Here is a 17,104-nt window from a genome sequence, read left to right on the forward strand (position 1 = left end):
CTTCTACGAAAGGTTCAGTTTGCCGGTTCATCCAGGGCCTTGATTTCCCATTCAATATTCATGCGGGCCTGCTGTTCGTACTGGTGCTGAAAAGGTTCCGTTTTAAAAATGGAAGGCATGGCCAGAAAGACGCCCAGAATGCGTTTCCGACCTTCGCGGTACATCAGCTCCGGAACTTCGTGAAACTCTTGTCGAATCTGTTGTGCATACAGGCGATAACGATCAGGCTCACTACCCAGAATGGACAAATCAAAATCCAGCAGATAGTCCAGATCCTGATCTTCAGTGTGGTTGGCGTGCGTTTTCGTGGAAAGAATGTACTCGTATACTTTGCGGATGGATTCCGTGGGGAGGTCCGTTTTGGACAGCCATTCCTGAGCCCGTTCGGCACTTTGCAGTTCGTTGTTAGTATACAGCGGCTGATAGATCACATCGTGGAAATAGATCGTGAGCAATACCGCCTCGGGATCGTGCAGCTGAGGCTGATGGGTCCGGAATAAGGCCATCATCTGATGGATGTGTTCCCAGTTGTGATAGGTACGGGTTTGGGTATCTCCGTAGTGTTTGTCCAGAAAAGCTCCCAGCTTTTCAGCGTACGACGCATCCGATACGGATTGTATGAGCGATTGCAGTTCCTCCATGTACCAAACCTATGAAAAGTAGGTGAGAACAAAATGATCGGAGGGTATAAAAAGAAACGGCTCGCGGGTAGGCGAGCCGTTTGAGAAATAGTGAAAGCTTAAATTACTTAGCTTTCATCACTAGAATAACGTCCATCTGTTTGTTGGTAACTTTAGTGATGTCAACCTTTTTTTCTGCTAATACTGTAAAGCCCAACAAGTAAGCGACAAAATCTTCATTCTCAAGATTCATATATTCTACTGGATTTTTGGAAATATCCAATTTTTCACCTACCATTAGTTTTAAACTTTTTCCATCAAGGCTGGTTATGTTAACGCTTTCTTCGTGGCCATCGATACTAAGTTTTAAAACATTGTCTGTAAGACTCCATTTACCAGATAATTCTTCGCCATCTTCCATACCGGCATATTCGCCGTTATCTTTAAACAGCATAGTAATTGTAGAAATTTCAGAATCACCTTCCAATGAATGCGTTTTGTTATCTACTTTGACATCAACGCCATTGCCTACCCAAGTTTTGTTAACTAAATCAGACCTTTTAATAGGATTTGAAGCATCGTCTTCATCTTTTGAACAACTAACAAATGCAAACGTTGAAATACATAAAATCGCAACAGCAGAACGTAAAAAGGACATGTTAGGAGGGGTTTATAGTGATTAAAGTTGCAATATGCAATTTGCTTTGAAACGTTCGCAAGTTTATTTTAAAATTCACAATACATTAAAAAATTAAAACATCCATGAATTAGAGAATTGTGTAAGAACAAGTATAAAAAAAGCCGATTTTCTTTTTACAGAAAACCGGCTTTTAAATAAAGTAATTAAGCTTACTGAACAATCAAACCTGAGCGACGTAACATCGCATCCGGTTGCGGTTCGCGGCCCCGGAATTTTTTGTATAGTTCCATGGGTTTTTCCGTACCACCTTTCGACAGAATGTTGTCACGGAATGAATTGGCTACCTGCTTATTGAAGATGCCTTTTTGCTTGAACAAATCAAACGCATCGGCGTCAAGTACTTCACTCCACATGTACGAGTAATAACCCGCCGAGTAACCACCCGCGAAAATGTGAGCAAAAGCCGGGCTCATCGCCGTACCTTCCACAATCGGATACACTTCCGTTTGGGCCGCTACTTTGGCTTCCACCTGAGCTACGCTTTCACCCGTGGGAGCCTGTCCGTGCCAGGCCATATCCGTCAGACCCAGGTTAATCTGACGAGCCGTACCTACGCCCGCCATGAAGTTGGATGAAGCTTTCAGTTTTTCGATGTATTCCTGCGGAATGACTTCGCCCGTCTGATAATGTTTGGCAAACAGCTTGAGTACTTCGGGTTCCAGACAGAAGTTTTCCATGAATTGACTAGGTAACTCCACGAAATCCCAGGATACGCTCGTACCGCTCAAGGCGTCATACTTTACGTGTGAACTCATGGCGTGAAGGGCGTGACCGAACTCGTGGAAGAGGGTTTCTACTTCCCGGAAGGTCAGCAGCGAAGGCATCGTTTCGGTTGGACGGGTGAAGTTACAAACGTTCAGTACGTGCGGACGGATGTCTTTGCCGTTCTCGAAATGCTGGGAACGCGTACCGGAGTTCCAGGCACCGGCCCGTTTGCCGGGGCGGGGGAAGTAATCCCCGTACCAGATCGCCAGCAGTTTACCCTTATCGTCCAGAATTTCGTAGGTCTTTACCTCTTCATTCCAGGTTGGAATATCCTTGCGTTCCTTAAACGTCAGACCGTACAGTTTGTTGGTCAGCTTAAAGAGACCATCCAGTACGTTTTCGAGTTTGAAATAAGGTTTCAGTAACTCGTCGTTGATGGCGTATTTCTCCTTCTTGAGCTTTTCGGCGTAGTAGCCCGCATCCCAGCGTTGCATCACGGGTTCGGTATAGCCCTGTGATTTGGCGAAGTCCGTCAGTTCCTTGATTTCACGCTCGGCGGCGGGTTTGGCGTAGCTCAACAGGTTTTTCTCGAATTCGAGTACCTTCGTCGGATTCTCCGCCATGCGTTCTTCGAGTACGTAGTCCGCCCAGGTTTTGTAGCCGAGTAATTTGGCTTTTTCGTACCGCAGCTTCACGATTTTCTGGATGATTTCCTGATTATCGTTTTTATCACCCTTGAAGCCGCGTTTGTTGTACGCCAGCCAGAGTTCCTTCCGCAGTTCCCGATTATCGGCGTACTGCATGAAGGGACCGTAACTCGGAGCCTGGAGCGTGAATACCCAGCCTTCCTTATTCATTTTCCTGGCCGTGGCTTTCGCGGCTTCCTTAACGAAATCAGGAAGTCCCGACAGTTGTTTTTCGTCGGTTACTACCAGGCTGTACTCATTCGTTTCGGCCAGATTGTGTTCGTTGAATTCAATCGACAGTTGCGACAAATCCTTGTTGATGGCCCGGAGTTTGTTCTTGTCGGCTTCCGACAGATTGGCTCCGTTGCGGGCAAAACCTTTGTAGGTTTTTTCCAGCAACATCTGATCTTCTTTGTTGAGTTTCAGCTTGTCGCGTTCATCCCAAACGGCCTTTACGCGGGCAAACAGCTTCTCGTTCAGGGAGATATCATTGCCATACTCGGTCAGCAGAGGAGAAGTTTCACGAACTACTTTCTGTAATTCAGGCGAAGTTTCGGCACTGTTCAGGTGAAACAGAACGGGGGTGACCCGACTGAGTTGCTGGCCCGCATTTTCCAGAGCCACAATCGTATTCTGGAAGGTGGGTTTGGAGGCGTTGTGAACAATAATATCGATTTCTTTCCGACCCTGAGCCATCCCTTCTTTCAGGGCGGGGAGGAAGTGTTCTACTTTGATTTTATCGTAGGGAGGTGTTTCAAAAGGCGTATTAAATGCCTGTAACAGAGGGTTCTCTTCCATAGGTACGGATTTAACAATAACATTCGGACCCTGAGCCTGCACGAGCAGGGGTCCAGCCGTTAGTGTTAACATTAGCGGCAACTGTTTAAGTTTCATAGTTTAGTTGATAGCTCAGTAAAACAACCAACGAAATTGCTAAGGAAAGCGGTATTTCCCAAACCATTTATGGAAAACAAAAGGCAGAGGTAACGTTCATTTGATGAGAAACAAGGCCTATACGTTATACCCATTTGCTGAAAATTGGCTCCTTTAACCGGACTGGATTGTAATGGAACCCACTACTTTTGTGCGAGTGAATAACCTATCCTGTATCCCTTGATGTCTGACGTAATAGCTCCCCGAAAACCCTGGCTGGCTGTGTTGGCTTCCTTGGATTCGTCCTTTAATCAGGCTGCTCAGGTTGTACCCAAAGGTGCTATTTTTCTGGTATCCGATGATCGTACGGTTTACATGGATAGTCGGATGACTGGGCCTTTTTCTGACACTTACGTAAAAGGAAAAGCCCTGTATATTTTGATAAGCGAACGTCCCCGGATGATGGGACTTCCGTTATAAATACGCACCAATTAATTATCATTTTATAAAACACTTGTATGAGTTTAGGACTTTGGTTTCTCCGCGTCAGTGAGCATCGATTGAGGCAGTATCAGATTAATGAAAAATTGGGCGAAGAAAACTTGCTGAAAAGTGATCTGGATGAGCCTAACGAACACTTGCCCGAAGAATCCCGAACGGATGTTGATAAGGCTTGGGAAGGGATTATTTATCTATTGACGGGTAAACCCTTAAGCGAAGCATTCTCGAACCCGCTAACCGTTCATATCTGTGGGAAACATAGCCTGGATGTCCCTTTAGAGTATGCCATGGTTTCACCCCGATTTTTAACCGCGGCGGATGTAAAGGAATCACTGGGAATTCTAAACCTGCTGACGGATGATGTCTTAAGAAGTCGTTTCAATGCGGAAGAAATGAATGCCTTAGATATTTATCCGGGCTATTGGGAAGAAATTGAAGCCGACTATGTATTGAATGCTTTTCAACATTTAAAAGAATTTTACGCGAAAGCTGCCGAGCAAAACCAGGCCGTTATTATGTATTTGTCTTAACAAAAAAAGGTACGGATAAGCATCCGTACCTTTTTACTTTCTTGACGTAAAACTTAAAAACCAAGTCCTAACGCAAAGCCGCTTACGCTGCGGTTAAAGGGAATCGCTGGCGTTAGCTGACCCGAAGTCAGGTTTACCTTATACAGAGACGTGCTGCCACCGGAACGAAGCAGAGCCCAGGCATTGCCCGTGGTACCGCCAATGTCGAAACCGTTGGCACCCGTTGCGTCTACGCCCGTGGCCCCTACGGCTACTTGCGTACCATCGTTCGGGGGTACCTGCCGGGTGAGTTGATCGGTATTGGTATCAATGTTGAAAAGCGTCGTAGCCGTGGTACCGGCGTAGTTGTTGGTATACGCCGAAGCGGTCACCGTAGGTGTACCGGGGTTGAGTTTTCCATCAACGGTAGCGACCAGATCTGCTGGATTTACCCGCAGGTTCTGACCCGTATTGCTGATGATGCGGATGCGATCTGCTACCGGATTAAAATCAAAGCCGAAATCCGTACCCTCTAGCTTCACACTTAGCTCACCCGTACCGGCCGCTAATGCAGCGGCTCCCGATGAAGTGTTGAGAATATAAACCCGACTGGTACTACCAAGGGCGTATAACTGACCCGTAGCCGGACGGAAGTCAATGCCCAGAATTTTCTCGCCGGGCTGAATATTCGTGATCGGTTTGGCCACTACGGAGGAGGCATCCATCGGGTTGAAAATCAGTAATTCATTACTTGCAGCATCTACTGCGTACGCTACCGCCTGTGGAGGAAGGGCAATACCTAGTAATTCCTGGCTCAGGTCGCCCAGTTTTTTCAGGCTGCCATTTCCTACGTCCACCTGCGTAATTTCCCATTTGCCTTCCACTTTCACGGAAGCCAGCGTAAAGGAATTATCCGGAGCGATGTCAAAGCCACCCACGGCTTCTACGTCCAGTCCCAGGGGACCTACCGGAACGAGCGTCCCATTGTTGGGCGGATCTTGTTTATATAACTGATTGGTAGCGGGATCAATATCGTACAGAACCGTACTCGTGGCTCCTGATTTGCTATTGGTATAGGCGGCCGCCGTAATGGTCGCTCCGCTAATGCCGTTAATCACTCCGTCTACTGCTGCGGTAGCTCCCGTCTCGGGATGCAGTCGCAGGTTTTGACCTTTGTTCGTAACCAGACGAATGCGATCGACGGTAGGGTTAAAGTCAAAGGCTACTTCGGTACCATCGAGGGCGGGCGAAAAAGGCTGAGAACCTACCTGTGTAGCGGTACCGGCGGCAGCTCCTTCCGTCAGGTTGATGGTATAGAGCTTGCTGGCGTCGGTCACCGCGTACAATTGACCCGTGGCCGGACGAAAATCGATGGCTAATACTCGTTCATTTTGCGGAACGCCGATCCTCAGGGTTCGCGTAGGAGCGTTGGGCGACTGAACGTTGAGTTCCAGCAACTGATTGCCGGCAGTAAGACCAAAAAACTTCTGATTAGGCAGTGGGTCTGGTGGAGTGCGGTGATCTGTACAGGATTGCAGGGCGACGAGGGAAGCCAGAGTAAGGATGGCTCCGACCTTGCGGATGCCTTTGTACGCATGTACCATGTTTAGCAGGAAGTTTGAAAGCGTTAGCGATAGAGGAATGGCGGTGTGGGTTCAGGGCACTAACATTTGTTAAACTATCGCTAACCTAACTACATAATTTTAATATGGTTTTAACATAGTTTTAATTTTTGTATAATCAAAGCGTATTATAAAGGTTGAATTATTTAATAAATGACTGAATATCAGATGCTTGTATTAAGTTAATAAAAATTGATTTTTGTCAATTTTTATTTTGAAAGTCAGAGGTTGAATTTGCTGATTACCGATAGAAAAGGGATGATTCCTAGCTACGGTTAGTTAGTTTGAAGCTGGAAGAAACAGTATCTTTGTTTAAAAAGGATATGAGTCAGGACGTCATTATTCATAAGAAGAAGCCTATTTTCCCAATTAGTGCGGAACTGCATAAATACCTGCATGTCTATCAGCGGGAGGTCCGGCTTCCCATTGGCTATAACGACCTGATGAATTTTCGGGAAACGATTCCAGTGATTGATAAACACGGAAAAGATACCCTCTGGGAATCTCCTGTCTATCCGCCCTACGACATCGACCGGATTCACAATGGCCTGAAGAAAATGTACGCCATGCTGAATACTTCGGGAAATATTCATATCGTCGAGCATAAATACATTGACCGGATTGACTACTGTACCTTTGGAAACACGCATCCCTTCCGGATTCGAATTGTGAATCGCTTAAACGACGTATACGATTACTTCTACGTCAAAAAGGCCGACGCTTCCCGGATCTATGGGCTGGAACTGGAACACACGCTTTCGCCTAACCACGTCAATTACCTTGTCGATCATACGACCCTGGTTGAAGAACACATTGCGGGCATTCCGGGTGACATTTTTCACCACAAATACATGCAGAATACCGAATACAATCGGATCCGGATTGCCAAAGAGTTTGTGAAGTTTAACGAACGTTGCCTGATCATGTTACTGGGCGACATGCGTTCGTACAATTTCGTCTGGCAGATTACACCTGATTTTGATGACTTTCAGTTTCGGATTCGCTGTATTGATTTCGATCAGCAATTTTATGAAGGGAATCGCCGGGTATACATGCCCCAGTTTTTCAAGGAAAACCTGCCGTACGTGAAACTGGCGATGGAGCACCTGACGGATAAGACCGTCTGGCAGTACCAACAGGAGGAACGGTCCATGCTCGTACACCGCATTCGCAGCGAAAGGCACCGACTGGCTCATTTACGGGACGTAGCAAACCGAAATCCGCTGTCTACGCCCGAAAATATTGTAGCGTTGAAAAAAGGACTGGCGGATTACTACCAAAACAAACTGTATCTGAAGTGTAACAGCATGGTTGATATTGTGGAGTTGAATATCAAGAATGTAATCCGCCAGATTATTTAAGAAATTCGCCTATAAAAATTCCTCTAAATACCCAGCCATTTCCTGTTGTACCTTACGAGCTTCATCCGCGGCCCGTTCGGCAAAATCAGCACCCGAAGAGGCGTAAATGATGGCTCGGGAAGAATTGACCAGCAGGCCGCACTGGCGATTCATGCCATAGCGTGACACGTCCTCCAGACTGCCGCCCTGGGCTCCTACACCGGGAACGAGCAGAAAATGCTCGGGAACCAGCTCGCGAATCCGCTGGAGTTGGTCGGCACGGGTAGCTCCGACTACGTACATGAGCTGATCATGGCTGCCCCAGTTTTGGGAGGTCATCAAGACCTGCTCAAATAAAGCTCGGGCATGCGGGGCTTCCATATTTTTAACGACTTCGAGGCGTTGGAAATCAGCACTTCCGGCGTTGGAAGTCAGGGCAAGTAGAATCACCCATTTGCCCGGAAAGTCCAGAAAAGGTTTCACGGAATCTTCGCCCATGTACGGAGCAACGGTTACCGAATCAAAATCCAGTCCGGAAGCCGATTTGTCAAAAAAAGCCCGGGCGTACAGCCCGGACGTATTCCCAATATCGCCCCGCTTGGCATCCGCAATGGTGAAGCATTCCTTCGGGATAATTTCCAACGTTTTTTGCAGACTTTCCCAGCCTTTCGGACCCAGAGCTTCGTAAAAAGCCAGATTGGGCTTGTAAGCGACGGCGTACGCCTGCGTAGCTTCGATGATAGCCCGGTTAAAAGCAAAAATCGGATCGGGTTCCGCACGAAGGTGAGCGGGTATTTTCTGGATGTCCGTATCCAGACCCACGCAGAGGTAGGAGGACTTGGCTTTGATTTGAGCGAAAAGTTCAGAACGAGTCACGGGAAAATGAAAAAGGGTGATATGGCGATCCTTGCTGAGCATCAGGAATCCGACAATACATTCAGCAAACCGCTGCGTAAACTTTCGTTAAGAAAAACACAGCTGGGTTAAGGATTTTTCTATTTTTGTCTGGCAAAATTGTCTTGCTATTTTCAAACTCGCAACCCTTTCGCTCATTGCATGGAATTTCGTCCTGGTCACCTAACCGGATTAGTTGAACTTTTCCCCCGGATTTTTGAAGATGAACGCGGCTTTTTTTGGGAGTCGTATAATGAGCCTGTTTTCACGCAGGCGGGCCTGCCAACAGCTAGCCAGTTTGTTCAGGATAACCACTCCTGGTCTAAAAAAGGCGTGTTACGTGGTTTGCACTGTCAGCACGCACCCCATGCTCAAGGGAAACTGGTGCGATGTACACAGGGAAAAGTCCTCGATGTGGTGGTGGATATCCGCCCCGATTCTTCGACGTTTGGCCAGCACGAAAAATTTCTGCTGACGGCAGAACGTGGGAACATGCTGTGGGTACCACCAGGGTTTGCTCACGGATTCATTGCCCTTGAAGAAGCGACGTTTATGTACAAATGTACTCATCTTTATAATAAACCCGCCGAGTCAGGTCTGTTATGGAATGACCCGGAGTTGGGTATCGACTGGGAATTTGAAAAGTACGGGATCGAAGCTCCCATCGTATCCGAAAAAGATCAGATTCTGCCTGCCTGGAAAGACTTTCAGTCTCAGCTGGCCGTTAACTAATACGTTTGATTGACAGAAAAGCCCGGTATACGCCGGGCTTTTTCGTTAGGTTATGAATAAATCTTCTACGCGGGCACTGGCCATTGCAGACGTGCTGAAATCATTTCGGTCGCCCGACTTATGGGGGTACGTAATCGCTCGGCTGGAGGTAACCGCTTCTTCGCAAACGGAACAGGGCCTACACTGGCGAAATGCCCGAATGGTGGTACTACGCCACCCACTGGGAGCGGATCAATTGACTGTGCTCCTGGTAAAACCACCCACTGAACCAATTTCCGTTTCGGTACTACAGGAGGCAGGAGATAACTTTTGTACCAAAGCTCAAATCGATGCCTACCTGCAACATACGGGAGACGACAACCCGATTCATCGCGGTCCGGCGGCTTTAGTCCCCGGCTTGCTGGTACTGTCGGAGCTGGAAAAACAGTCTCTCCACGAGCCCTTACGACTTTTTTCCGTACAGTTTAAATCGGCTTTACGGGTGAATGAGCCGTTTGTGGTGGATAGGCAGGAACTCGGGCCTATACAGGTAAAAAAAACCGACGGCACGCTGATTTTACGCCTACAACTATGAAATCATTTCTATTGGTGGGTATCACTGAAGATACACCTCTGCCGTCTTCACTCGTCGAAACATTGCTCGAAACGGGTCTGGATTACCTGTACTGGCGAAAAACCAACCTCATGGCGGACCCGCCACCGCATTCATCCGCTGAACGCATTTTAGTGGCTTCGGCTACCCCGATTCCGGGAGCCCATCGCTGGCACGTGAAAGAACGGGAACAGGCGGCGTTGAAGTCGTGTGCCCCTTTTTCGACCAGTATTCACGATCTAGCCCAGTGGCCGAAGTGGGCGGGACGGGCAACGCTGGTGTTTTTTAGTCCCGTGTTTCCCAGCATCAGTAAGCCCGGTTACGGTCCTTCACTGCCGTTGGAGCAGCTGCAACAGCAAATCGCGGCGATTCGCTCGGCAGCTACGGAACCGCTGCCCCAACTGATCGCTTTGGGAGGCGTACACGCCGGAACCATCGCACGACTACAGCAGGCCGGTTTCGACGGGGCTGCGGTCATGGGAGCACTTTGGAAAACCCGGATCCGGTAGCCGCTTTACGGGAATTGAAAAGTCAGGTTCGCTGAGTCCCGAACGGCCTGAACACCACCGCGTAAGGAGTATACCCGCGTAAATCCTTTCTCCTGCAAAAACTGAACCGCTTTTCTGCTGCGAACGCCCGACTGACAGTGAACGATGATGGTACGATCCTGAGGTAGACTTTCGTAGCTGTCAGACAATTCCGAAAGCGGAATAAGATGACCACCGAGGTGATCCAGTTCATACTCCTGAGGCTCCCGAACGTCGAGCAGAAGCAACGATTCATCCGCGTTCATTCGTACCAGCCATTCCTCAACGGAAAGCTCCGGTATGATTTCCACGGGGGCCGCCAAAGAAGTGATCTGCCGGTTTTCCGGATTCAACGCAAAGGAAAAACTGGAAAATGAAAAGTTCAGGACGTTGAAGGTCAGGAGTGTTCCGCTTAAAGGCTCACCAATCTGCGTAATCAGTTTGATCACTTCCGTCGCCATCAGGCAACCCGTCAAGCCCGGTAAAACGCCCAGGACGCCTACGATGCTACAGGCTTCCAGTTCACTAGGCTCTGGGTACAGGCAGCGGTAGGTGGGACCACCCCGGTAATTGAAGACGCTGACCTGCCCCTCAAATTTGTAAATCGAGCCAAAAATCAGCGGTTTGTCCAGTAATACGCAGGCATCATTGACCAGATACCGCGTAGCGAAATTATCGGAACCATCCACGACGAAATCATAAGAGGCCAGAATTGTTTCGGCGTTTTCAGGCGTCAGGAAACAGGCATGAACGGCGTATTCGAGATGTGGATTTTGCTGATACAAAACTTCCGCCGCCACTTCGGCCTTATTACGACCCATGTGAGCGGTTGAGAACAGAATCTGTCGCTGAAGATTACTCAGTTCGACCGTATCCCCGTCGATGATGCCCAGCGTCCCTACGCCCGCTGCCGTAAGGTATTGCAGTACCGGGCAACCCAGTCCACCCGCCCCGACGACGGCCACACGGGCATTTTTCAGGCGTTCCTGTCCGGCCAGACCCACCTCCGGGAGGCGAATGTGGCGGCTGTATCGTTTGAGTTCGTCTTCGTTCATACAAAAGAAGGGTCCCAGTCTTTCCAGACCGGTACGTACCCCTGATTACGGATTACCGATGAAATTTGAGCGGGCGTACGTTCGTCCGAAATCTCGAACTGCTCCAGCGATTCCGGCTCGACGGCGTAGCCACCCGGATTGGTTTTTGATCCGGCACTCATACTCGTAATGCCGAGTTGAATGAGGTGATCGCGAAAGCGGGGCGTTTCCCGCGTAGAAAGCGAAAGCTCCACATCTTCATTGAACAGCCGATATGCACAGATCAGCTGTACCAGCTCACGGTCGCTCATGCACGACTTGAAGCGGTGTACCTCATCCGTAAGCTGAATGGGGCGTAGACGGGGAAACGAAATGCTGTATTTGCTTTGCCAGTAGGTTTTCTGGAGATACTGCAGGTGCAGAGCCGTGAAAAAGCTATCCGCCCGCCAGTCTTCGAGGCCCAGCAAGGCTCCTAATCCCATTTTATGTATACCGGCTTTGCCCAGTCGGTCGGGCGTATCGAGTCGGTAGCGGAAGTTTGATTTCTTACCCTTGGGATGGTGCGTTTTGTACGTTTCCTCGTGGTACGTTTCCTGATAAACCAGTACGGTATGCAGACCTTCGGCAATCAGTGTTTTGTACTCCGGAAGATCCAAAGGCTGCACTTCCATCGAAATATGAGCGAACAAGGGACGAATCAGCCGAATGGCGTGCTGGATATACGCAACGCCCACGGTCTGATTGGCTTCGCCCGTGACCAGCAACACGTGGTCGTACCCGAGCTGTTTAATGGCCTGAGCTTCGATCAATATTTCCTCATCCGTCAGTGTTTTGCGGCGGATTTTATTATCCAGACTAAAGGCACAATACGTGCAGATGTTCTGGCATTCGTTGGACAAATACAGCGGGGCGTACATCTGGATCGTCTTGCCAAAACGCCGCTGCGTGAGCTGGCGGCTTTGCTGGGCCATCGGTTCCAGATACGGTAGAGCCGCGGGAGAAATCAACGCCTTGAAATCATCCAGACTGCGTTTGGACGTTGCCAGAGCCTGTTCTACTCGCTGAGGCGTGGTTTCCTGAATGTCACGAACGACCGTATCCCACGCATAGCGTTCAAACCAATCTTTAAACATACCAGAATCTGATTTACGGTCGGACCTACAACAGGGCAACAACCGTAGTGAATGCTACGAATGAGAATTCTTACGAAAGCTCGTCCAGAAAAGCCGTCAGCGGACTGCTGGCCTGAGCCCACGTAACCGGCTGGGCCAGTCGGGCTTCGTAGGCCATGCGTCCGGCTTCGACGGCTAGTTTGAACGCCTGAGCCATACGTACCGGGTCGGATGAGACGGCAATGGCGGTGTTCACCAGTACGGCGTCAGCCCCGAGTTCCATCGCAGCAGCGGCGTGGGAGGGTGCCCCCAAACCGGCGTCCACGACTACGGGAACGGTACTTTGTTCGATGATGATTTCCAGGAAATCCAGCGTTCGCAGGCCTTTGTTCGTTCCAATGGGAGCCCCCAAAGGCATAACGGCGGCTACGCCTACTTCTTCCAGACGCTTACACAAAACGGGATCGGCGTGGATATAAGGCAGGACGACAAAGCCCAGTTTTACGAGTTCTTCCGCCGCCTTGAGTGTTTCAATGGGGTCGGGGAGCAGGTATCGCGGATCGGGGTGAATTTCAAGTTTCAGCCAGTGCGTTTCGAGAGCTTCGCGGGCCATCTGGGCGGCAAAGACGGCTTCGCGGGCCGCTCGAACCCCTGAGGTATTCGGTAACAGATGGGCCGTCGGCAGGTGGGAAAGCAAATCATCCCCCTGCGTATGGGCAGCGTCCACTCGCTTGAGAGCTACCGTAATCAGCTCCGTACCCGAAGCGTGCAGGGCTTCCCGCATGAGGGAAGAAGACCCAAATTTGCCCGTACCCGTGAAGAGGCGGGACGTGAAGGTTTTATCGGCGATGGTCAGTGACGGATTCATGCAAAAGAGTTAAAAACAAACGGGTTTGTTCGGCGGGATCAGCCGCGGCAGAAACGGCTGAGGAAACGGCAATGCCGTGAACCCCCACCTGCCGCAGAAGTGGGACATCGGGCTGCGTAATTCCCCCAATGGCAATAATCGGAATGGAAATTCCTTGCTGTTGCAAAGCTTCCATGATGCCTTTGTAACCAGCGAGTCCCAGGATAGGGCTGAGTTTTTCCTTCGTGGTGGTAAAGCGATAGGGGCCCAGACCGATGTAATCCGCTCCACTTTGGGAGTGCCGAACAATATCCTCGAGCGTATTGGCCGTTCCGCCGATAATCACCTCCGAACCTACTAACTTACGAGCCTCAGCAAGGGGCATATCCTCTTTGCCCAGGTGTACGCCGTCAGCCCCGATTTCTCCGGCCAGATGTGGATTGTCATTGATGATTAGTCGGGCTCCGGAAGCCCGGCAAACGGCCTGCGTTTCCTGAGCAATGGCTTTCCAGTCTTCGTACGGTTTGTTTTTCAGGCGAAGCTGAATCCAGTCGGCCCCCGCCGAGCAGGCCACTGCGGCCTGCTCGGGTTGGGTAACGATGTAGTGAAACGAACTAATGGTCATAGCGTATGAAAACCCAGCAGATACGGCGTGCTGGCCAGATAGCGGTTCATGTACTGACGGGTGGATCTACCCGTTTCTGAAATCGATTGCCCTTTGGCCAGTCCGGCGGCCAGAGCCGAAGACAGTACGCAGCCGCTGCCGTGTTTCTCACCCTGCGGAAGATGAGGAGCCGGATACGCGGCCAGTACTTCCCCTTCGCGAAGGAAATAATCCGTAACGGTTTCTTCCACGGGTTCAACGTGTCCTCCTTTCAGGTAAACCAAGCAGTACTGACTAAGCACTTTCGCCGCCTCCAGAGGCGAATCGATGCCGGTTAGTTGCTGAGCTTCCCAGGCGTTGGGCGTCAGGATTCGCAGGCGTCGTAGTACCGATTCAAAGGCTACGTACGGGCTTTCTGCGTGAAACGTGAATCCGGCCGAGGCTTTCAAAATAGGGTCCCAAATGATTTGTATACCCGGATTTTGCTGCAGGAGCCAGCCCGTCAGTTGATCCAGTACGGCAAACGATTCGATCAAACCAATCTTCACGATTTCAATGGGATACCGTTCGAATAACGGCTGACACTGGTCCAGAATCGTCGGCAACGGTATCCATTCCAGAGCCCGGAAATCCGCGTCGTGCTGCATGGTCAGGGCGGTACAGACGGACAGTCCGTACACCTGATTCAACTCAAAAACCTTTACATCAGCGAGGATTCCGGCTCCGGCACTGGGATCGAGTCCGGCAATGCTGAGGACGTACGGACGTTCAGTCTGAATCATAAATAGATTTCTCCGCCCTGTTCGACAAATTCTTTCGCTTTGTGCTTCATTGCTTCGTCGAAGACTTCCTCGTGCTGCAACTGATTCTCTTCGGCGTACGCCCGTACTTCCTGCGTAATCTTCATCGAGCAGAAGTGAGGGCCGCACATGGAGCAGAAGTGAGCGAGTTTGGCACCTTCGGCGGGTAACGTTTCGTCGTGGAATTCACGGGCCGTATCCGGGTCGAGCGAGAGATTAAACTGATCAGCCCAGCGGAACTCAAAACGAGCTTTACTCAGGGCGTTATCGCGATACTGAGCCCCCGGATGGCCTTTCGCCAGGTCGGCGGCGTGAGCGGCGATCTTGTAGGTAATTACCCCGTCTTTTACGTCTTTTTTGTTGGGTAAGCCCAGGTGTTCCTTCGGTGTTACGTAACACAGCATGGCCGTACCAAACCAGCCAATCATAGCGGCTCCGATACCGGACGTAATGTGGTCATAGCCCGGAGCAATGTCCGTCGTGAGCGGTCCCAACGTGTAAAAAGGAGCTTCCTGGCAGTGTTCCAGCTGTTTATCCATGTTCTCTTTGATGAGGTGCATGGGCACGTGGCCGGGACCTTCGATCATGACCTGTACGTCGTGTTTCCAGGCAATTTTCGTGAGTTCACCCAGGGTTTCGAGTTCGGCAAACTGGGCGGCATCGTTGGCATCGGCAATGGAGCCGGGACGCAGGCCATCGCCGAGGGAGAAGCACACGTCGTACGCCTTCATGATTTCGCAAATTTCCTCAAAATGCGTATACAGGAAGTTTTCTTTGTGATGAGCCAGACACCATTTGGCCAGGATACTACCCCCCCGGGAGACGATACCCGTGACACGCCGGGCGGTCAGCGGAATGTACCGTAACAACACGCCAGCGTGGATGGTAAAATAATCCACCCCTTGTTCGGCCTGTTCGATGAGCGTATCCCGGAAAATCTCCCAGGTCAGGTCTTCCGCCTTGCCGTTTACCTTTTCCAGAGCCTGATAAATGGGTACAGTTCCCACGGGTACAGGACAGTTGCGAATGATCCACTCGCGGGTTTCGTGAATGTTCTTGCCCGTTGATAAATCCATCAGCGTATCGCCGCCCCAACGGCAGCTCCATACGGCTTTCTCGACTTCTTCTTCGATACTGGAAGTCACTACCGAGTTACCGATGTTGGTATTGATTTTCACCAGAAAATTGCGACCAATAATCATGGGTTCGCTTTCCGGGTGGTTGATATTGGAAGGAATGACGGCCCGTCCGGCGGCTACTTCCTGACGAACGAACTCCGGTGTAATGAGCTTTTTAGGCGTATTGGCCCCAAAACTCTGACCCGGATGCTGGTGACTCAGCGATGCAGACTGTTCCTCAATTCGCTGATTTTCCCGAATGGCAATGTATTCCATTTCGGGGGTGATGATGCCCTGGCGGGCGTAATGGAGCTGGCTAACGTTTTGGCCTGCTCTAGCCCGTAACGGCAGGCGAATGTGGTCAAACCGGAGTGAATCCAGACTACGGTTGGCCATGCGTTCCCGGCAGTATTCGGAAGAGAAACCAGACAGTTGTTCAACATCGCCGCGTTCCTGAATCCAGTTTTCGCGTAAGCGGGGCAATCCTTTTTTCAGGTCAATCGACACCTCAGGGTCGGTGTACGGGCCGCTGGTATCGTAGACGGTGACGGGAGCATTGGGTTGACGTACTTCCTTGTCTCCAATATAGCTGATGGTATCCGAAAGGGTAATTTCCCGCATGGCGACGCGAATGTCGTGCAGGGTTCCGGGAACGTAAATCTTCCGGGAGCCGGTAAGGGGTTCCCGCGTGATGGTCTGAGGCGTTGGCAGTTTTTCGTTTTTCATGTTAACCTCCCTGAGTGGCTTGGAGAATGGTGATTTTCTCGTTTTCGGATACGATGAATTGGTCCCAGGTAAGACGGGGAACAATGGCGTTGTTGACGGCAACGGCGATGCCTTTTTTCTCGGCAAGCTCCAGTTGCGTCAGCAGCGAACGTAAAGACACGGCGTCTTTCGTCTGAACGGCTTGGTTGTTGACAAATACGGTCATGGGACGTTTCATGTCGCATGAAAGCACAAGCCAGTAGGGGAGAGACGAAACGAGTGGAGAAGTACGAAAACAGCCGTGCGTACGGATGCTTTCCCGGAAAGAAATAGATTCCTCACTTTTCCCTACGCAGGTCCTAACCTGGTCAGGTTCAAAGGGTATGTCTCAGCCCGAAACAACGGGCACCCCTAAAGTTTGGCTTTTCAGCAAGGCAAAGGTAAAAAGACTTGGGCGTTTACCTAGGAAAATCAGTTTTAAGTTTTCGGTTTGCCGTTTTCAGCGGCCGCCGCTGCGGTTTCCGGTGAAGTAAATCCGATAAAGTTATCGGGACGCGTTGTCCGTAGCATTTGCTACGGACGC

At 50.2% G+C, this 17,104-nt stretch carries 18 protein-coding genes and 1 riboswitch; of the genes, 6 read left to right on the plus strand and 12 right to left on the minus strand.

What is annotated here, in order from left to right:
• Positions 1-14: 14 nt before the first annotated feature.
• The 3 genes from BWI93_RS00190 to BWI93_RS00200 all read right to left on the minus strand — a co-directional run bounded on the left by BWI93_RS00190 (position 15) and on the right by BWI93_RS00200 (position 3,509).
• Positions 15-641: a hypothetical protein gene (locus BWI93_RS00190; protein WP_094808165.1), complete on the minus strand. Its 627-nt coding sequence runs from the start codon at positions 639-641 to the stop codon at positions 15-17.
• A 103-nt stretch (positions 642-744) separates the two neighbouring features.
• A complete protein-coding gene (locus BWI93_RS00195; protein ID WP_094808166.1) occupies positions 745-1,278 on the minus strand; it encodes a hypothetical protein in 534 nt (177 codons plus the stop codon).
• A gap of 191 nt (positions 1,279-1,469) precedes the next feature.
• Positions 1,470-3,509: a M3 family metallopeptidase gene (locus BWI93_RS00200; protein ID WP_233207787.1), complete on the minus strand. Its 2,040-nt coding sequence runs from the start codon at positions 3,507-3,509 to the stop codon at positions 1,470-1,472.
• A 318-nt stretch (positions 3,510-3,827) separates the two neighbouring features.
• Here BWI93_RS00200 and BWI93_RS00205 point away from each other — a divergent pair, with 318 nt between their 5' ends.
• Together BWI93_RS00205 and BWI93_RS00210 are read left to right on the plus strand one after the other, a co-directional pair.
• Complete coding sequence (locus BWI93_RS00205) at positions 3,828-4,064, plus strand: S26 family signal peptidase (protein WP_094808168.1); 237 nt, start codon at positions 3,828-3,830, stop codon at positions 4,062-4,064.
• A 38-nt stretch (positions 4,065-4,102) separates the two neighbouring features.
• The gene (locus tag BWI93_RS00210; protein WP_094808169.1) at positions 4,103-4,615 is read left to right on the plus strand and encodes a YfbM family protein; all 513 of its coding nucleotides are present in this window, start codon (positions 4,103-4,105) and stop codon (positions 4,613-4,615) included.
• Between the two features lie 53 nt (positions 4,616-4,668).
• Here the strand turns inward: BWI93_RS00210 and BWI93_RS00215 are convergent, their stop codons facing one another.
• Positions 4,669-6,198 (minus strand): DUF4394 domain-containing protein, encoded by a 1,530-nt coding sequence (locus BWI93_RS00215; protein ID WP_094808170.1) that lies wholly within the window; start codon positions 6,196-6,198, stop codon positions 4,669-4,671.
• A gap of 302 nt (positions 6,199-6,500) precedes the next feature.
• Here BWI93_RS00215 and BWI93_RS00220 point away from each other — a divergent pair, with 302 nt between their 5' ends.
• Complete coding sequence (locus BWI93_RS00220; protein ID WP_369679065.1) at positions 6,501-7,577, plus strand: hypothetical protein; 1,077 nt, start codon at positions 6,501-6,503, stop codon at positions 7,575-7,577.
• 9 nt (positions 7,578-7,586) lie between these two features.
• On the opposite strand, the gene pyrF is transcribed toward BWI93_RS00220, so the two are convergent.
• The gene (gene pyrF / locus BWI93_RS00225; RefSeq protein WP_094808182.1) at positions 7,587-8,432 is read right to left on the minus strand and encodes an orotidine-5'-phosphate decarboxylase; all 846 of its coding nucleotides are present in this window, start codon (positions 8,430-8,432) and stop codon (positions 7,587-7,589) included.
• Positions 8,433-8,612: 180 nt separating this feature from the next.
• Between pyrF and rfbC the strand changes: the two genes are divergently transcribed.
• Genes rfbC through BWI93_RS00240 form a run of 3 tightly spaced genes read left to right on the plus strand, consistent with a single transcriptional unit; the run spans position 8,613 to position 10,283 of the window.
• Positions 8,613-9,182, plus strand: a complete 570-nt coding sequence (gene rfbC, locus BWI93_RS00230) for a dTDP-4-dehydrorhamnose 3,5-epimerase (RefSeq protein ID WP_094808171.1) — start codon at positions 8,613-8,615, stop codon at positions 9,180-9,182.
• Positions 9,183-9,234: 52 nt separating this feature from the next.
• Entirely contained in the window at positions 9,235-9,756 is a 522-nt protein-coding gene (locus tag BWI93_RS00235) for a hypothetical protein (protein ID WP_094808172.1), read from the plus strand.
• Positions 9,753-10,283 carry a thiamine phosphate synthase gene (locus tag BWI93_RS00240; RefSeq protein ID WP_094808173.1) on the plus strand — a complete coding sequence of 177 codons (531 nt, stop codon included), beginning with the start codon at positions 9,753-9,755 and terminating at the stop codon, positions 10,281-10,283. The genes BWI93_RS00235 and BWI93_RS00240 overlap by 4 nt, the downstream gene beginning before the upstream one ends.
• A gap of 5 nt (positions 10,284-10,288) precedes the next feature.
• Here BWI93_RS00240 and moeB read toward each other — a convergent pair whose 3' ends face one another.
• The 7 genes from moeB to thiS form a co-directional block, all read right to left on the minus strand.
• Positions 10,289-11,356 (minus strand): molybdopterin-synthase adenylyltransferase MoeB, encoded by a 1,068-nt coding sequence (moeB, locus tag BWI93_RS00245; RefSeq protein WP_094808174.1) that lies wholly within the window; start codon positions 11,354-11,356, stop codon positions 10,289-10,291.
• Complete coding sequence (thiH, locus tag BWI93_RS00250; RefSeq protein ID WP_094808175.1) at positions 11,353-12,468, minus strand: 2-iminoacetate synthase ThiH; 1,116 nt, start codon at positions 12,466-12,468, stop codon at positions 11,353-11,355. The genes moeB and thiH overlap by 4 nt, the downstream gene beginning before the upstream one ends.
• 70 nt (positions 12,469-12,538) lie before the next feature.
• A complete protein-coding gene (locus BWI93_RS00255) occupies positions 12,539-13,315 on the minus strand; it encodes a thiazole synthase (RefSeq protein WP_094808176.1) in 777 nt (258 codons plus the stop codon).
• Positions 13,287-13,919, minus strand: coding sequence for a thiamine phosphate synthase (locus BWI93_RS00260; protein ID WP_094808177.1), 633 nt, complete (start codon positions 13,917-13,919; stop codon positions 13,287-13,289). The genes BWI93_RS00255 and BWI93_RS00260 overlap by 29 nt, the downstream gene beginning before the upstream one ends.
• Positions 13,916-14,680 (minus strand): hydroxymethylpyrimidine/phosphomethylpyrimidine kinase, encoded by a 765-nt coding sequence (locus tag BWI93_RS00265; protein WP_094808178.1) that lies wholly within the window; start codon positions 14,678-14,680, stop codon positions 13,916-13,918. The genes BWI93_RS00260 and BWI93_RS00265 overlap by 4 nt, the downstream gene beginning before the upstream one ends.
• Positions 14,677-16,542, minus strand: coding sequence for a phosphomethylpyrimidine synthase ThiC (thiC, locus tag BWI93_RS00270; RefSeq protein WP_094808179.1), 1,866 nt, complete (start codon positions 16,540-16,542; stop codon positions 14,677-14,679). Before thiC ends, BWI93_RS00265 begins: the two co-directional genes overlap by 4 nt.
• Before the next feature lies 1 nt (position 16,543).
• Positions 16,544-16,747, minus strand: a complete 204-nt coding sequence (gene thiS / locus BWI93_RS00275) for a sulfur carrier protein ThiS (RefSeq protein WP_094808180.1) — start codon at positions 16,745-16,747, stop codon at positions 16,544-16,546.
• Between the two features lie 102 nt (positions 16,748-16,849).
• Positions 16,850-16,944, minus strand: a riboswitch (TPP riboswitch).
• Between the last annotated feature and the right edge of the window lie 160 nt (positions 16,945-17,104).

The organism is Siphonobacter sp. BAB-5385, assembly GCF_002261125.1.
GTDB lineage: Bacteria > Bacteroidota > Bacteroidia > Cytophagales > Spirosomataceae > Siphonobacter.

What these genes read in the sequence shown, in the direction of transcription:
- BWI93_RS00190 (WP_094808165.1), bottom strand. Translation starts at nt 641, where the DNA reads ATGGAGGAACTGCAATCGCTCATACAATCCGTATCGGATGCGTCGTAC.
- BWI93_RS00195 (WP_094808166.1), bottom strand. Translation starts at nt 1,278, where the DNA reads ATGTCCTTTTTACGTTCTGCTGTTGCGATTTTATGTATTTCAACGTTT.
- BWI93_RS00200 (WP_233207787.1), bottom strand. Translation starts at nt 3,509, where the DNA reads ATGGAAGAGAACCCTCTGTTACAGGCATTTAATACGCCTTTTGAAACA.
- BWI93_RS00205 (WP_094808168.1), top strand. Translation starts at nt 3,828, where the DNA reads ATGTCTGACGTAATAGCTCCCCGAAAACCCTGGCTGGCTGTGTTGGCT.
- BWI93_RS00210 (WP_094808169.1), top strand. Translation starts at nt 4,103, where the DNA reads ATGAGTTTAGGACTTTGGTTTCTCCGCGTCAGTGAGCATCGATTGAGG.
- BWI93_RS00215 (WP_094808170.1), bottom strand. Translation starts at nt 6,198, where the DNA reads ATGGTACATGCGTACAAAGGCATCCGCAAGGTCGGAGCCATCCTTACT.
- rfbC (WP_094808171.1), top strand. Translation starts at nt 8,613, where the DNA reads ATGGAATTTCGTCCTGGTCACCTAACCGGATTAGTTGAACTTTTCCCC.
- BWI93_RS00235 (WP_094808172.1), top strand. Translation starts at nt 9,235, where the DNA reads ATGAATAAATCTTCTACGCGGGCACTGGCCATTGCAGACGTGCTGAAA.
- BWI93_RS00240 (WP_094808173.1), top strand. Translation starts at nt 9,753, where the DNA reads ATGAAATCATTTCTATTGGTGGGTATCACTGAAGATACACCTCTGCCG.
- moeB (WP_094808174.1), bottom strand. Translation starts at nt 11,356, where the DNA reads ATGAACGAAGACGAACTCAAACGATACAGCCGCCACATTCGCCTCCCG.
- thiH (WP_094808175.1), bottom strand. Translation starts at nt 12,468, where the DNA reads ATGTTTAAAGATTGGTTTGAACGCTATGCGTGGGATACGGTCGTTCGT.
- BWI93_RS00255 (WP_094808176.1), bottom strand. Translation starts at nt 13,315, where the DNA reads ATGAATCCGTCACTGACCATCGCCGATAAAACCTTCACGTCCCGCCTC.
- BWI93_RS00260 (WP_094808177.1), bottom strand. Translation starts at nt 13,919, where the DNA reads ATGACCATTAGTTCGTTTCACTACATCGTTACCCAACCCGAGCAGGCC.
- BWI93_RS00265 (WP_094808178.1), bottom strand. Translation starts at nt 14,680, where the DNA reads ATGATTCAGACTGAACGTCCGTACGTCCTCAGCATTGCCGGACTCGAT.
- thiC (WP_094808179.1), bottom strand. Translation starts at nt 16,542, where the DNA reads ATGAAAAACGAAAAACTGCCAACGCCTCAGACCATCACGCGGGAACCC.
- thiS (WP_094808180.1), bottom strand. Translation starts at nt 16,747, where the DNA reads ATGACCGTATTTGTCAACAACCAAGCCGTTCAGACGAAAGACGCCGTG.